Here is a 14,225-nt window from a genome sequence, read left to right on the forward strand (position 1 = left end):
TCTTGTTCTCGATATAATTCCGATAAATCGAAATCACTCGAACTGACGAAATATTGTTATTAAAATTAGTTGGAATAATGAATTAAAACACTATTAGATTAATATCTCTGTGTTCTAAACCAAACCAATCGGCAATTGGTTTGTTGGTTAAAATTCCATGATAGAAGTAAATTCCATTTTTTAATCCTTTATTGCATCTTATCGCTGCTTCAATTCCGCCGTCTTCTGCAATTTGAATTAAGATTGGGGAAATGATATTACTGATAGAAATACTCGCCGTTTTAGAATAACGAGATGGAATATTCGGTACACAATAATGAATTACATTACTTTTTATAAAAGTCGGATTTTCGTGTGTGGTAATTTCTGAAGTTTCAAAACAACCGCCTGTATCAATACTTACATCTACAATTACCGCTCCACGTTTCATGTGATCCACCATAGATTCAGTAACTACAATTGGCGTTCTGTTTTTTCCACGAAGCGCACCAATTGCCACGTCGCAACGGCGAATTGCTTTTAAAAGTGCTTTATCGTGAATTGTTGAAGTAAAAATTCTTTGGTTAAGTGTATTTTGTAAACGACGTAATTTCGTAATAGAATTATCAAAAACTTTTACGTTCGCACCTAAACTTAAAGCAGTTCTAACAGCGTATTCTGCTACAGTTCCAGCTCCTAAAATAACAACTTCCGTTGGTGGAACTCCAGTGATGTTTCCGAAAAGTAAGCCTTTTCCATCGTTATTATTAATCATTAATTCTGCAGCAATTAAAACCGAAGCCGTTCCTGCAATTTCACTTAATGATTTCACCGCTGGATAAGAACCATCACTATCTTTAATAAATTCAAAGGCTAATGAAGTAATTTTCTTTTTAGTAATCGCTTCGAAATATTCCTTTTTTTGAGTTTTTAATTGAATCGCTGAAATCAAAATCGCTTCTATATTCATCATTTCAATTTCCTCTAAAGTTGGCGGTTCAACCTTTAGTATAATTGGACAAGAAAATATTTTCTTTGTATCGTGTGTGACTTCAGCACCAGCATCGGAATAATCTTTGTCTGAAAAACTTGCGTTTTTTCCTGCTCCACATTCTACCATTACGCGGTGTCCATGACTTACCAATGAACTTACTGCGTCTGGTGTCAAACAAATACGACGTTCTTGGTAAGAAGTTTCTTTTGGAATTCCAATAAATAATTCACTTTTGTGTTTGGCAATTTCCAATTTTTCTTCTTGAGGAAGTAATTGTTTGGCTGAAAATGGAGAATAGATTGACATGTTTATTTCGAATTTGTAGCCAATTTAGGTATTTTTATGTAAAGTCGCAAGTCTAAAGTTATAAAGTTCTTAAAGAAATTTTTAAAAACGAATCAGTTTCAATCTGTTAAATCCGCGTGCCTATCTAATCATTTTTTAATAACAATTCTCTTTTTCCATTTGGTAAACTTCTAATTACGATTGAAGCATGATCTAAAGGTAACAAATGCGGAACTTTTTCTGGCCATTCAATAAAACACCAATTTCCAGAATAAAAATATTCGTCAATTCCCATATCGTATGCTTCTAATTCATTATTCAAACGATATAAATCGAAATGATAAATAATTTCACCGTTTTCCGATTGGTATTCGTTTACTAATGAAAATGTCGGACTACTAGAATTTCCAGTAACGCCTAATTCTTTGACTAATTCCTTAATTAAAGTGGTTTTTCCAACGCCCATTGTCGCATGAAACGTAATTACTTTTTTTAAATTGGGTGTGGCTAATATGTCTTTGGCTACTTTATTTATTTCTTCTAATGTAAAAGTTGCAGTCATTTCTATAGTGAGTTGTGAGTTGTGAGTTGTGAGTTGTGTGCTAACTTAATAACACAAAACTCATAACCCATAACATGTTTTTATTTCGGATTTAAAACAATACAAGGAATAATCATTTCTTCTAATGAAATTCCCCCGTGTTGATACGTATTTCGGTAATAACTTACATAATGATTAAAGTTGTTCACGTAAGCTAAAAAGAAATCGCTTTTTGCAAAAATATAAGAACTTGTCATATTTATTGTTGGTAAACCAATTTTTTTAGGATCTTTTACCGCATAAACATCTCTATCTTCATATGTTAAACTTCTACCGGTTTTGTATCGTAAATTTAAACTTGTGTTTTTATCACCAATAACTTTCGATGGATTTTTACAATTAATAGTTCCGTGATCGGTTGTAATAATTAGTTTGAAACCCATTTGTTGCGCTTGTTGAATCATTTCTAATAACGGCGAATTTTTAAACCAACTCAACGTTAATGAACGATACGCTTTGTCGTTAGAAGCTAATTCTTTCACAACATCCATTTCAGTTTTTGCATGCGATAACATATCTACGAAATTGTACACAATCGTAGTTAAATCGTTGTTTTTACATGCTTTGAAATTATCTACTAATTTTTTTCCATCACGTAAATTCGTGATTTTATAATATTCACTTTTGATGTTTAAACCCAAACGTTTTAGTTGTTCGTTTAAGAAATCGGCTTCGTGTAAATTTTTTCCACCATCATCGGTGTCATTTTTCCAATATTGAGGAAATTTCTTCTCCATTTCTAAAGGCAATAATCCTGAGAAAATAGCATTTCTAGCGTACTGAGTCGCCGTTGGTAAAATAGAGTAGTAGTTCACTTCCTTTTCAGGTTTATAGTGATTGTACACGATGTTCTCGAAAATCTTCCATTGATCTAAACGTAAATTATCAATCACTATAAAAAGTACAGGTTTGTCTTTTTTACGAATTTCTGGCGCTACAAATTCACCAAATAATTTATGAGATAAGATAGGTTTGTCCGCTTTTTCATCGAACCAATCTTCATAATTACGTTCAATAAATTTCCCAAATTGTAAATTGGCTTCCGCTTTCTGACTTTCTAAAATCTGAATTAAATTTTGGTCTTCAATAGTTTCCAATTCAATTTCCCAATACACTAATTTTCTGTAGAATTCCGCCCATTCATCAAATGAATTCACCATCGACATTTCCATAGCAATTTTTCTGAATTCTTTCTGATAATCTAAAGTTGTTTTCTCAGAAATTAAACGCGAATGGTCTAAGTTTTTCTTCAAACTCAATAAAATCTGATTCGGATTTACGGGTTTTATCAAATAATCGGCAATTTTACTACCGATAGCTTCTTCCATAATATATTCTTCCTCACTTTTTGTAATCATAATTACAGGTGTAGAAGATTTAAATTCTTTCATTTCAGAAAGTGTTTCTAATCCCGAAAGTCCTGGCATATTTTCATCTAAAAAAACCACATCAAAAGCAGATTCTTTATATAAATCAATGGCGTCTTGTCCGTTATTACAAGTAGTTACGTCGTAATTTTTCTTTTCTAAGAATAAAATATGTGGCTTTAATAAGTCGATTTCGTCATCAACCCAAAGTATTTTTATATTGTTCATCGTGTTTCAGTTTTAAAAGTGCAAGTTACTATATGTTTAACGGAAATTTTCTTAAAAATTGTGTAAAAGTTTTATATTTGATGAAAATAATTGAAATGAAATAATGAATAAATTTTTTGTTTACATAATATTACTCCTTACTTTTTATTCAAATGCTCAAGAATCTAAAAGTTCAAGCGTAGTTGTTGATACTTCTTCAATAGTTTTTAAAGCTAAATTAATGACAATCGAGAGAAAAGGAATTTTCTCAGAGAAAAAATTAGATGGGTTTTTAAAAGATTTAAAACACAAAATATACATAACTAAAGATTTTTGTTTTATCGTTGTTAATTCAGCGGATTATGTTATCAAAAATAATAATGAAAAAATAGCACTCTTCGGAGATTGTAAATATTACTTAGCATATTCTTTTTATAACAATTTGTATTATAGATTAGGTGGATTTGAACATGAAAACATAGACGAATTTTCATCTAGTTTTTTAAAATCATCAATACTTTTTTCTTATAATGACAATGTATTAGATGAAAAATTAGTCGATTTCTTGAGTTTAGTGGCTTCTCATAAAAATAGGAAAGCGAAGAAGTTTTTTCCAAATTGTAAAGAAGTAATGAAAGATGAAATTAGATTAGAATAAAGAAAAAAACATATTCTATTTTTTCTTACATTTGTTACACAAAAAAATATTCTGTGAGCCAAATCAACAAATTAAAAATACTCAACGATCCTATTTATGGTTTCATAACCATTCCAAATACCTTAATTTACGATTTAATTCAGCATCCGTATTTTCAGCGTTTGCGACGCATTTCTCAAATGGGAATGTCGTATTTGGTGTATCCAGGTGCGCATCATACTCGTTTTCATCACGCTTTAGGTTGTATGCATATTATGCAAAAAGCCGTGCAAACTCTTAAATTTAAAGGTGTTGAAATTTCTGAAGAAGAAGAAAATGCGTTATACGTTGCCATTTTACTACACGATATCGGTCACGGCCCTTTTAGTCACGCTTTAGAAAATAGTGTAGTGGAAGAAGTGCATCACGAAGAATTATCGTTGTTGTTTATGGAACAATTAAATGCGGAATTTGGCGGAAAATTATCATTAGCAATTCAAGTTTTTAAAGGGGAATACCATAGGAAATTCATGTTGCAATTGATTTCTAGTCAGTTAGATATGGATAGAATGGATTATCTTAAACGCGATAGTTTTTACACAGGTGTGAATGAAGGAAACGTAAATAGTGAACGTTTAATTCAAATGCTAAACGTACAAGATGATGTTTTGGTAATGGAAGAAAAAGGAATTTATTCTATTGAAAAGTTCCTAATGGCGCGCCGATTAATGTATTGGCAAGCGTATTTACATAAAACTAGTGTTGTTGCCGAATTGACTCTGACAAAAATTTTAAAACGTGCGAAAGAATTAGCTACAAAAGGCGAAGTGCTTTTCGGAAGTCCGTTTTTATTGTTTTTCTTGAATAATAAAATCGAATTAAATCAAATTGATAAAGCTACTTTAGATAAATTTTCTAATTTAGACGATTATGATGTGCTTGGCGCGATTAAACAATGGCAATATCATGACGATTTTGTGCTGAGTTCTTTAAGTAATATGATTATCAATCGTAATTTACTGAAAATTGAATTAAGTGAGGATAAAATTGACAAAACCAAATGGTTAGGTTTGAAAGAAAAGTATGCGAAAAAATATAATATTTCCGATAAAGAAGTTGAATATTTCGTATTTAAAGGTAAGATTAAAAACGAAGCCTATAGTAAGTCTTCGGAACCAATTAGAATATTAAAAAAAGACAGAACAATAGAAAATGTAGTGGAAGCGTCAGACCAAATGCATTTAAAGGCATTATCTAAAACGGTAACCAAATATTTTATTTGTTATCCGAAAGTTATAGATTAAGGTTAATTTTTATATTTTTGCAGAGATGAAAAGGGCAAAAATTAGTTTTTGTTAATGAAATAGAGAAAAAATGGCGAGTTCCATCATATTTGGATGGTAATTTTAAGCGTATTAGATGAAATTTACAGCAGAACAAATAGCGGGCATTTTAGAAGGAGAAGTTATAGGAAATCCTAATGCTGAAGTATATAAATTAGCTAAAATTGAAGAAGGAACTCAAGGTTCTTTAACTTTTTTGGCTAACCCAAAATATGCCAATTATATTTATACAACAGAAGCAACAATTGCTATTGTAAACAAAACTTTTGAACCAGAACAAGAAATAAAAGCAACCTTAATTAAGGTGGAAGATGCGTATAAATCTTTTTCGAAGTTACTAGAATATTACAATCAAGTAAAATTGATGAAATCGGGTATTGAGCAACCTTCGGTGATTTCTGAAGGCGTTCAATATGGTGATAATTTATATTTAGGTAGCTTTTGTTATTTGGGTCAAAATGTAAAAATTGGTAATAATGTAAAAATATATCCAAATAGTTTCATTGGCGACAATGTGGTTATTGGAGATAATTGTGTTTTCTTTGCAGGCGTTCGAATTTATTCGGAAACGGAAATTGGAAATAACGTAACTATTCATTCTGGAACTATTATTGGTTCAGACGGTTTTGGTTTTGCGCCACAAGAAGACGGAACTTATATTAAAGTACCACAAATTGGAAATGTTATCATTGAAGATAATGTGGAAGTAGGTTCATGCTCAACAATTGATAGAGCAACGTTAGGTTCAACAATTATAAGAAATGGTACTAAATTAGACAATCAAATACAAATTGCACACAATGTAGAAATTGGTGAAAATACCGTAATTGCAGCGCAAACTGGTATTGCTGGTTCTACAAAAATTGGTAAAAACTGTATGATTGGCGGTCAAGTTGGTATTGCTGGACATTTAATAATTGGTGACAATGTTAAAATTCAAGCGCAATCAGGAATTGGTAAAAATTTAAAAGAAAACGAAGTAGTACAAGGAAGTCCAGGATTTAATTACAGTGATTTTGCAAAATCTTTCGTGCATTTTAAAAACTTACCAAAAATTGTAAAAGAAATAGAAGAATTAAAAAAGGATAATAAATAAAATCATGTTAAAACAAACGACTTTAAAAAGCGAAATTTCATTAACAGGTGTAGGTTTACATACTGGTCAGGAAGTAACTATGACTTTTAAACCGGCACCAGTAAATAACGGATTTACATTTGTACGAATCGATTTAGAAGGAGCTCCAATTATTGAAGCCGATGCCAATTATGTAGTAAATACACAACGTGGTACTAATTTAGAGAAGTTAGGTGTAATGATACAAACTCCTGAGCATGTTTTAGCTGCTTTAGTTGGTTGTGATTTAGACAATGTAATTATCGAATTAAATTCATCTGAGTTACCAATTATGGATGGTTCTTCAAAATATTTTGTGGAAGCATTAGAAAAAGTTGGTACAGTTGAACAAGAAGCGGATAGAAAAATTTATGTTGTAAAAGACGTAATTTCTTATTTAGACGAAACTACTGGTAGCGAAATTACTATCATTCCTAGTGATAGCTATTCTGTTACGGCAATGGTTGATTTCGGTACGAAAGTATTAGGAACGCAAAATGCTAACATGAAAAATATTTCTGATTTTAAATCGGAAATTTCAGCTTGTAGAACGTTTAGCTTTTTACATGAATTAGAATCGCTTTTGAATAACGGTTTAATTAAAGGTGGCGATTTAAACAACGCTATTGTTTATGTAGATAAAGAAATTTCTACTGAAACAATGACAAGTTTACAAAAAGCGTTCAATAAAGAATCAATTTCTGTTACAGAAAATGGAATTTTAGATAACTTAACATTACATTTTCCAAACGAAGCAGCACGTCATAAATTATTAGACATTGTTGGTGATTTATCTTTAATTGGAACAAGAATCCAAGGAAAAGTTATTGCTAACAAACCAGGGCATTTCGTAAATACTCAATTTGCTAAAAAACTATCAAAAATTATTAAACTAGAAGAGAAAAACAATATTCCAGTTTACGATTTACATAAAGAACCTGTTTTAGATATTCACGGAATTATGGATTTGTTACCACACAGACCACCATTCTTGTTAGTAGATAAAATTTTAGAATTATCTGATTCTCATGTAGTAGGATTGAAAAATGTTACAATGAACGAACCATTCTTCGTAGGACATTTCCCAGGCGCACCAGTTATGCCAGGAGTTTTACAAATTGAAGCGATGGCGCAAACAGGAGGAATTTTAATTTTAAGTACGGTTCCAGACCCAGAAAATTACCTTACATTCTTTATGAAAATAGATAATGTGAAATTTAAACAAAAAGTTTTACCAGGCGATACCTTAGTTTTTAAATGTGAATTAATTACTCCAATCAGAAGAGGAATTTGTCACATGCAAGCATATGCTTATGCGAACGGAAAATTAGTTTCAGAAGCAGAATTAATGGCACAAATTGTAAAAGTTAAAAACGATTAATTATGAACCAACCATTAGCATACGTACATCCAGGAGCAAAAATTGCAAGAAATGTAGTTATCGATCCTTTTACAACCATTCATAATAATGTAGAAATTGGCGAAGGAACTTGGATTGGTTCTAACGTAACCATTATGGAAGGCGCTCGTATTGGTAAAAATTGTAATATTTTTCCAGGAGCAGTAATTTCTGCAGTACCCCAAGATTTAAAATTTGGTGGAGAAGATTCATTAGCTGTAATTGGCGATAATACTACAATTAGAGAATGTGTAACCATAAATAGAGGTACAGTTGCTGCGGGAAAAACAGTAATTGGTAAAAACTGTTTAATTATGGCAACGGCACATATTGCTCACGATTGTATGATTGGAGATAATGCTATTATTGTAAACGGAGTGGCTTTAGCCGGACACGTTACCATCGGTGAATATGCTGTAATTGGTGGTTTAGCTGCTGTGCATCAGTTTATTTCAATTGGAGATCACGCAATGGTTTCTGGTGGAAGTTTAGTTTGTAAAGATGTGCCTCCTTTTTCAAAAGCTGCAAAAGAGCCTTTATCTTATGTAGGTATTAACTCTGTAGGATTAAGAAGAAGAGGATTTTCAACAGATAAAATTAGAGAAATTCAAGATATTTACCGAATCTTATACCAAAAAAACTACAATACTTCTCAAGCAATGAGTATTATTGAAGCAGAAATGGAAGCGACTCCAGAAAGAGATGAAATTTTAGATTTTATCAGAAATTCTTCTCGAGGTATTATGAAAGGTTATACTGGAAGCGTATAAATTATTAAAAACATAAAATTAAAATAAACAAAATGGCAAGTACATCAGATATTAGAAATGGTTTATGTATAAAATTTAACCACGATATTTATAAAATTATTGAATTTTTACACGTAAAACCAGGTAAAGGTCCAGCGTTTGTAAGAACAAAATTAAAATCATTAACGAACGGAAAAGTTTTAGATAATACTTTTTCTGCAGGTCATAAAATTGATGTAGTGAGAGTAGAAACTCAAACGTACCAATTTTTATATCCTGAAGGAGATGATTTTCACTTTATGAATATTGAATCTTTTGAACAAATTACATTAAATAGAAATATTTTAGATGCACCAGATTTATTGAAAGAAGGTGAAAATGTAATGATTCAAATTAATACTGAAACAGATTTACCACTTTCTGTTGATATGGCTGCTTCAGTAATTTTAGAAGTAACGTATACAGAACCAGGTTTAAAAGGAAATACGGCTACAAATGCTACAAAACCAGCAACTGTTGAAACGGGTGCTTCTGTAAATGTACCTTTATTTATCAATGAAGGTGATAAAATTAAAATTGATACAGCATCTGGAAAATACATGGAAAGAGTATAATTTGACTAAATAAATGAAATTTAACAAAACATACACCTTAAAACAAATTGCTGAAATCATCAATTCTAAGTATATTGGAACTGATGATTTTCCAGTTCATGGTATGAATGAAATTCACGTTGTTGAACCAGGTGATATTGTTTTTGTAGATCATCCAAAATATTATGATAAAGCCTTACAGTCTGCAGCAACAATTGTACTTATTAATAAAGAAGTAGAATGTCCTGAAGGCAAAGCTTTATTGATTTCTGATGATCCTTTCAGAGATTTCAATGTGTTAACCAAACATTTTAGACCTTTTGTGTCAGCAAATTTAAGCATAGCTGAATCAGCCAAAATTGGTGAAGGAACTATAATTCAACCGAATTGTTTTGTTGGACATAATGTTCAAATTGGAAAGAATTGCTTAATCCACTCTAATGTTTCTATTTACGATAATACTGTAATAGGTGATAATGTAATTATTCATGCAGGAACTATTTTAGGAGCTGATGCATTTTATTACAAAAAACGTCCAGATGGTTTTGATCAATTACTTTCTGGTGGGCGAGTGGTTATCGAAAATAATGTTGGAATTGGTGCTCTTTGTACAATCGACAAAGGTGTAACTGGCGATACAACAATCGGTGAAGGAACTAAAATTGACAATCAAGTTCATGTTGGTCACGATACTGTAATTGGTAAAAAATGTTTAATTGCTTCACAAACTGGAATTGCCGGTTGTGTAATTATTGAAGACGAAGTAACACTTTGGGGACAAGTTGGTACAACAAGCGGAATTACCATTGGTGCAAAAGCCGTAATTATGGGACAAACCGGTGTAACAAAATCTGTTGAAGGCGGAAAATCATATTTTGGAACTCCAATTGAAGAATCTAGAGAAAAATTAAAGCAATTAGCTAATATTAAACGTATTCCTGAAATCATAGAAAAACTAAAATAATGACTCCAAAAGAAATTGTAAACGAATTATATGCAAATGATGGTTTAAGAAATAGAGATTTTTTAAATGAAGTGCTACATGATAATATGCTTTTAGAATGGCATAGTTCTGAAGGTTTATTAGTTAAAGATAAAAATTCATTATTAGATTTAGCAACTGAATTAAAAGATAATTTCTCCATTTTTAACTCAGAAATTTTACATTTAATATCTGAAAATAATACAGTTTCAATTACTTATAATCATTTTGGATCAAGTATAGAAAACCAAAGAGATTTGATTTTAATGGGAAGATTTATCACTATTTGGGAATTCGAAAACGATAAAATCATAAAAGGTTATCAAATTAGTAGACCAGCATAAAAAAATATTTAAAAAAATTAAATTATTACTCGCAAAAAACTTACTTTTGCTCAACTTTTAAAAAAACAAATAACATCATGAGTGTTTTAGTAAATAAAAATTCAAAAATAATAGTTCAAGGATTTACAGGAAGTGAAGGAACTTTCCACGCTTCTCAAATGATTGAATACGGTACAAACGTAGTTGGTGGAGTTACTCCAGGTAAAGGTGGAACTTTACATTTAGACCGTCCAGTTTTTAACACAGTAAAAGACGCTGTAAAAACGGCTGGTGCTGATACTTCAATTATTTTTGTTCCGCCAGCATTTGCTGCAGATGCTATTATGGAAGCTGCTGATGCAGGTATTAAAGTAATTATTTGTATTACAGAAGGAATTCCTGTTGCAGACATGATTAAAGCGTACGACTTTATCCAAGGTAAAGAGTGTCGTTTAGTTGGTCCTAACTGTCCAGGTGTTATTACTCCAGGTGAAGCTAAAGTTGGTATTATGCCAGGTTTCGTTTTCAAAAAAGGAAATGTAGGTATTGTTTCTAAATCAGGAACTTTAACATATGAAGCTGCTGACCAAGTTGTAAAACAAGGTTTAGGTATCACAACTGCTATTGGTATTGGTGGAGATCCAATTATTGGAACTACAACTAAACAAGCTGTTGAATTATTAATGAACGACCCTGAAACAGAATGTATCATTATGATTGGTGAAATTGGTGGTCAATTAGAAGCTGATGCTGCGCATTGGATTAAAGCTGACGGTAATCGTAAACCGGTTGTTGGATTTATCGCTGGTGAAACTGCTCCAAAAGGTAGAACAATGGGTCACGCTGGTGCGATTGTTGGTGGTGCAGATGATACTGCAGAAGCTAAAAAACGTATCATGAGAGAATGTGGTATTCACGTAGTAGATTCTCCTGCAGAAATTGGTAAAAAAGTAAAAGAAATTATGGGATAATCTCCTGTATATAAAATACATAGTAATAAAAGCTCCTTTTTTATGGAGCTTTTATTAATTATATTAATCAAGTTCACTTAGCGCTTTTATGACTTTGTGGCAAATAAAATAAAAATGGAAAAAGAATTAAAAAAATACAAATCAACAAATAGTTTTTTATTTAATACTGATTTAAATTTAGAAGAAGTTTGTAATGCTCCAGACGGTGCAAGTGGTGTTTTCTTAGTGTACGATGTAAGTAATGAAGCGAAACAATTAATCATGGTTGGTTCAACAGGAACAGTACAAAACGACGGAACTTTGAAAGTAAAAAGCGGTGGTTTATACGACAAAATTGTAAACGGACACCAATTCGCTAAAACAGGAAGAAAATATTCTTGGCCAGCGCAAATGAAAAAAGAAGAAATTGAAGCTTTAGAAGTAGTTTGGTATGAAACTTTCACTGAAAAAGTAAAAGGTATTCCAACATTCGTAGAAGCAACAGTTTTACAAAGTTATTTAACTGAAAATGGTACACTTCCAAAATGGAATGTAGCTTTCTAAGAAAAAATATAGATTAAAAAAAATCCCGTCTCGTTAAATAAAACGAGACGGGATTTTTTTGTTTTTAATTAAATGGATTGGACCATTTCGTATTCGTATAAACATCAGTTCCAGAAAGTGTTCTTAAAAAAGCAATTACCGAATTGACTTCCGCTGCAGTTAGGTTTAATTGTTGACCAATACCACCAGGTGTTAATCGTGGATCTAAGTTCGTATTTCCTGGTGCAATATTTATCGTACCATAATGTCCAATTGCTGCTTGAAGCGAAGTAATTACACCCGTATGCATCATTTGTCCGTTTGTTGTTCCATCAACTTTAACTAAATCTCTTAAAGATGGAGCTCTTGTATTGGTAATATCAATTCCTACACCAGATAATGTGCCAATAATGCCGTTATTTTTAGTATTTGGATCAATATCAAATTCTGGTGCTCTATGACAACCTGCACATCCAATTCCACCTCCCGTACGAGAACCTGAAGCATTAAAAGTAGGTGGTGTTAAAAATAAATTTTTTCCCTGATTTTCTTGAGCTGTGAAATTTGCAAATGGCGCGCCATCATTAGGAGCGCTTGCTCTTCCAGTATCGTATTTCGAATCAAAAGATTGAATACTTCTAATAAATTGCGCTAAAGCAAATTGTATTTTAGTTTCCGTAATTTCTTCAGAACCATAAACAAATTTGAATAATTCTTTATAATAATCAATCGCGCTTAGTTTAACAATCAAATCATTAAAAGATAAATCGCCATTTGCACCGCTAAAACCCATTTCTCCATGATCTTTTATTGGCATGGTAGTTTGAATTTCTAAACTTGCAGCTCTTTCATCCCAAAAGAATTTAGATTCAGTAGCAAATCGAGTATTAATTAATCGCATTGAATGTCTTCCGGTTGTGCTATTAACACCATTACTCGCTATCGTATTATCACTAAAAGCAAATTCTTGTTTGTGACAACTTGAACAAGAAACAGTATTGTCAACTGACATTTTCTTATCGTAAAATAATATTCTTCCTAAAGTAGCGCCTTTATCTGAAATTGGATTCAAAGCACTATTATCTTTCGTAATATAAGCAGGAACAGCTTGATTGGCATAATTAGCGAGATTATTCAAATCGACTGAACTTCCAAATTCTGCTTCAACCGCAGGATAAGTTGCTGTAATTGGTGTGTAATTTTCTTCATCATTATCATTACACGACGATAATGATAGTACAATTGCGCAGAATTGTAAAATTTTAGTGAATTTCATAGTAACTAGTTTAGGTTGGTAAGTTTTAGACTAACAAAAAACAAAAAGGTTTAACGTGAAAGATGTTTTTATTACTTTAAATTATTATTATATTTGACTTTTATTAGAAACTAAAAATTTAAATAATATAATATGAAATTATTAGAAGGTAAAGTTGCCATTATTACTGGTGCTAGTAGAGGAATTGGAAGTGGAATTGCAAAAGTTTTCGCTCAAAATGGTGCAAATGTTGCATTTACTTATAGTTCATCTGCAGAATCGGCATTAGCATTAGAAAATGAATTAAACGCATTAGGAATTAAATCAAAAGGATATAAATCAAACGCTGCTGATTTTAACGAAGCTCAAAAATTAGTTGATGATGTAATGGTAGATTTTGGTAATGTTGATATTTTAATTAACAATGCTGGTATTACTAAAGATAATTTATTAATGCGTATGTCTGAAGAAGATTTTGATGCCGTAATGGATATCAACTTAAAATCGGTTTTCAACATGACAAAAGCAGTACAAAAAATTATGCTTAAAAACCGTAAAGGTTCTATCGTGAACATGAGTTCTGTGGTTGGAGTTAAAGGAAATGCAGGTCAGGCAAATTATGCAGCCTCAAAAGCTGGTATGATTGGTTTCACAAAATCTATCGCTTTAGAGTTAGGTTCTCGTAATATTCGTTGCAACGCAATTGCTCCAGGTTTTATCGAAACGGAAATGACTGCAAAATTAAACGAAGATGTAGTGAAAGGTTGGAGAGAATCTATTCCATTAAAACGTGGTGGTTCACCAGAAGATGTGGCAAATGTTTGTGTGTTCTTAAGTTCAGATATGAGTGCTTACGTTACAGGACAAGTTATTAACGTTGATGGTGGAATGTTAACGTAGTATT

Annotated in this window: 15 protein-coding genes; 11 read left to right on the forward strand and 4 right to left on the reverse strand. The window is 31.6% G+C overall.

All coding sequences use genetic code 11. The features are described 5' to 3' along the window. Positions 1–82: 82 nt before the first annotated feature. The 3 genes from BMX42_RS10330 to porX form a co-directional block, all read right to left on the reverse strand. Positions 83–1,279 carry an alanine dehydrogenase gene (locus BMX42_RS10330; protein WP_091313446.1) on the reverse strand — a complete coding sequence of 399 codons (1,197 nt, stop codon included), beginning with the start codon at positions 1,277–1,279 and terminating at the stop codon, positions 83–85. A gap of 124 nt (positions 1,280–1,403) precedes the next feature. Beyond that, positions 1,404–1,820: a tRNA (adenosine(37)-N6)-threonylcarbamoyltransferase complex ATPase subunit type 1 TsaE gene (gene tsaE / locus BMX42_RS10335; RefSeq protein ID WP_091313449.1), complete on the reverse strand. Its 417-nt coding sequence runs from the start codon at positions 1,818–1,820 to the stop codon at positions 1,404–1,406. Between the two features lie 80 nt (positions 1,821–1,900). Then, positions 1,901–3,454 carry a T9SS response regulator signal transducer PorX gene (gene porX, locus BMX42_RS10340; protein ID WP_091313452.1) on the reverse strand — a complete coding sequence of 518 codons (1,554 nt, stop codon included), beginning with the start codon at positions 3,452–3,454 and terminating at the stop codon, positions 1,901–1,903. Positions 3,455–3,557: 103 nt separating this feature from the next. Between porX and BMX42_RS10345 the strand changes: the two genes are divergently transcribed. The 10 genes from BMX42_RS10345 to BMX42_RS10390 all read left to right on the forward strand — a co-directional run bounded on the left by BMX42_RS10345 (position 3,558) and on the right by BMX42_RS10390 (position 12,087). Then, positions 3,558–4,091, forward strand: coding sequence for a hypothetical protein (locus tag BMX42_RS10345; protein WP_091313455.1), 534 nt, complete (start codon positions 3,558–3,560; stop codon positions 4,089–4,091). A 53-nt stretch (positions 4,092–4,144) separates the two neighbouring features. Then, complete coding sequence (locus BMX42_RS10350) at positions 4,145–5,374, forward strand: HD domain-containing protein (protein ID WP_091313458.1); 1,230 nt, start codon at positions 4,145–4,147, stop codon at positions 5,372–5,374. A gap of 115 nt (positions 5,375–5,489) precedes the next feature. Continuing rightward, the gene (gene lpxD, locus BMX42_RS10355; protein WP_091313460.1) at positions 5,490–6,509 is read left to right on the forward strand and encodes a UDP-3-O-(3-hydroxymyristoyl)glucosamine N-acyltransferase; all 1,020 of its coding nucleotides are present in this window, start codon (positions 5,490–5,492) and stop codon (positions 6,507–6,509) included. 4 nt (positions 6,510–6,513) lie between these two features. After that, complete coding sequence (locus BMX42_RS10360; RefSeq protein WP_091313464.1) at positions 6,514–7,908, forward strand: bifunctional UDP-3-O-[3-hydroxymyristoyl] N-acetylglucosamine deacetylase/3-hydroxyacyl-ACP dehydratase; 1,395 nt, start codon at positions 6,514–6,516, stop codon at positions 7,906–7,908. 2 nt (positions 7,909–7,910) lie between these two features. Continuing rightward, the gene (gene lpxA / locus BMX42_RS10365) at positions 7,911–8,696 is read left to right on the forward strand and encodes an acyl-ACP--UDP-N-acetylglucosamine O-acyltransferase (RefSeq protein ID WP_091313466.1); all 786 of its coding nucleotides are present in this window, start codon (positions 7,911–7,913) and stop codon (positions 8,694–8,696) included. A gap of 32 nt (positions 8,697–8,728) precedes the next feature. Further along, on the forward strand, positions 8,729–9,289 hold the full coding sequence (efp, locus tag BMX42_RS10370) for an elongation factor P (protein ID WP_091313469.1): 561 nt from the start codon (positions 8,729–8,731) through the stop codon (positions 9,287–9,289). A 13-nt stretch (positions 9,290–9,302) separates the two neighbouring features. Beyond that, positions 9,303–10,232, forward strand: coding sequence for a UDP-3-O-(3-hydroxymyristoyl)glucosamine N-acyltransferase (locus tag BMX42_RS10375; protein ID WP_091313474.1), 930 nt, complete (start codon positions 9,303–9,305; stop codon positions 10,230–10,232). Then, the gene (locus tag BMX42_RS10380; RefSeq protein ID WP_091313479.1) at positions 10,232–10,594 is read left to right on the forward strand and encodes a nuclear transport factor 2-like protein; all 363 of its coding nucleotides are present in this window, start codon (positions 10,232–10,234) and stop codon (positions 10,592–10,594) included. The genes BMX42_RS10375 and BMX42_RS10380 overlap by 1 nt, the downstream gene beginning before the upstream one ends. 77 nt (positions 10,595–10,671) lie before the next feature. Continuing rightward, positions 10,672–11,544: a succinate--CoA ligase subunit alpha gene (sucD, locus tag BMX42_RS10385; RefSeq protein WP_091313484.1), complete on the forward strand. Its 873-nt coding sequence runs from the start codon at positions 10,672–10,674 to the stop codon at positions 11,542–11,544. A 114-nt stretch (positions 11,545–11,658) separates the two neighbouring features. Beyond that, complete coding sequence (locus BMX42_RS10390; protein ID WP_091313487.1) at positions 11,659–12,087, forward strand: hypothetical protein; 429 nt, start codon at positions 11,659–11,661, stop codon at positions 12,085–12,087. A gap of 64 nt (positions 12,088–12,151) precedes the next feature. On the opposite strand, the gene BMX42_RS10395 is transcribed toward BMX42_RS10390, so the two are convergent. Then, positions 12,152–13,342 (reverse strand): cytochrome-c peroxidase, encoded by a 1,191-nt coding sequence (locus tag BMX42_RS10395; RefSeq protein ID WP_091313490.1) that lies wholly within the window; start codon positions 13,340–13,342, stop codon positions 12,152–12,154. A gap of 132 nt (positions 13,343–13,474) precedes the next feature. Here BMX42_RS10395 and fabG point away from each other — a divergent pair, with 132 nt between their 5' ends. Next, entirely contained in the window at positions 13,475–14,221 is a 747-nt protein-coding gene (fabG, locus tag BMX42_RS10400) for a 3-oxoacyl-[acyl-carrier-protein] reductase (RefSeq protein WP_091313493.1), read from the forward strand. Positions 14,222–14,225 lie beyond the last annotated feature (4 nt).

Source organism: Flavobacterium terrigena, assembly GCF_900108955.1.
Taxonomy (GTDB): Bacteria; Bacteroidota; Bacteroidia; order Flavobacteriales; family Flavobacteriaceae; genus Flavobacterium; species Flavobacterium terrigena.

Coding starts and splice junctions, on each gene's coding strand:
- sucD (WP_091313484.1), top strand. CDS start 10,672: ATGAGTGTTTTAGTAAATAAAAATTCAAAAATAATAGTTCAAGGATTT.
- BMX42_RS10330 (WP_091313446.1), bottom strand. CDS start 1,279: ATGTCAATCTATTCTCCATTTTCAGCCAAACAATTACTTCCTCAAGAA.
- BMX42_RS10395 (WP_091313490.1), bottom strand. CDS start 13,342: ATGAAATTCACTAAAATTTTACAATTCTGCGCAATTGTACTATCATTA.
- fabG (WP_091313493.1), top strand. CDS start 13,475: ATGAAATTATTAGAAGGTAAAGTTGCCATTATTACTGGTGCTAGTAGA.
- BMX42_RS10380 (WP_091313479.1), top strand. CDS start 10,232: ATGACTCCAAAAGAAATTGTAAACGAATTATATGCAAATGATGGTTTA.
- efp (WP_091313469.1), top strand. CDS start 8,729: ATGGCAAGTACATCAGATATTAGAAATGGTTTATGTATAAAATTTAAC.
- porX (WP_091313452.1), bottom strand. CDS start 3,454: ATGAACAATATAAAAATACTTTGGGTTGATGACGAAATCGACTTATTA.
- lpxA (WP_091313466.1), top strand. CDS start 7,911: ATGAACCAACCATTAGCATACGTACATCCAGGAGCAAAAATTGCAAGA.
- BMX42_RS10360 (WP_091313464.1), top strand. CDS start 6,514: ATGTTAAAACAAACGACTTTAAAAAGCGAAATTTCATTAACAGGTGTA.
- lpxD (WP_091313460.1), top strand. CDS start 5,490: ATGAAATTTACAGCAGAACAAATAGCGGGCATTTTAGAAGGAGAAGTT.
- BMX42_RS10390 (WP_091313487.1), top strand. CDS start 11,659: ATGGAAAAAGAATTAAAAAAATACAAATCAACAAATAGTTTTTTATTT.
- BMX42_RS10345 (WP_091313455.1), top strand. CDS start 3,558: ATGAATAAATTTTTTGTTTACATAATATTACTCCTTACTTTTTATTCA.
- tsaE (WP_091313449.1), bottom strand. CDS start 1,820: ATGACTGCAACTTTTACATTAGAAGAAATAAATAAAGTAGCCAAAGAC.
- BMX42_RS10375 (WP_091313474.1), top strand. CDS start 9,303: ATGAAATTTAACAAAACATACACCTTAAAACAAATTGCTGAAATCATC.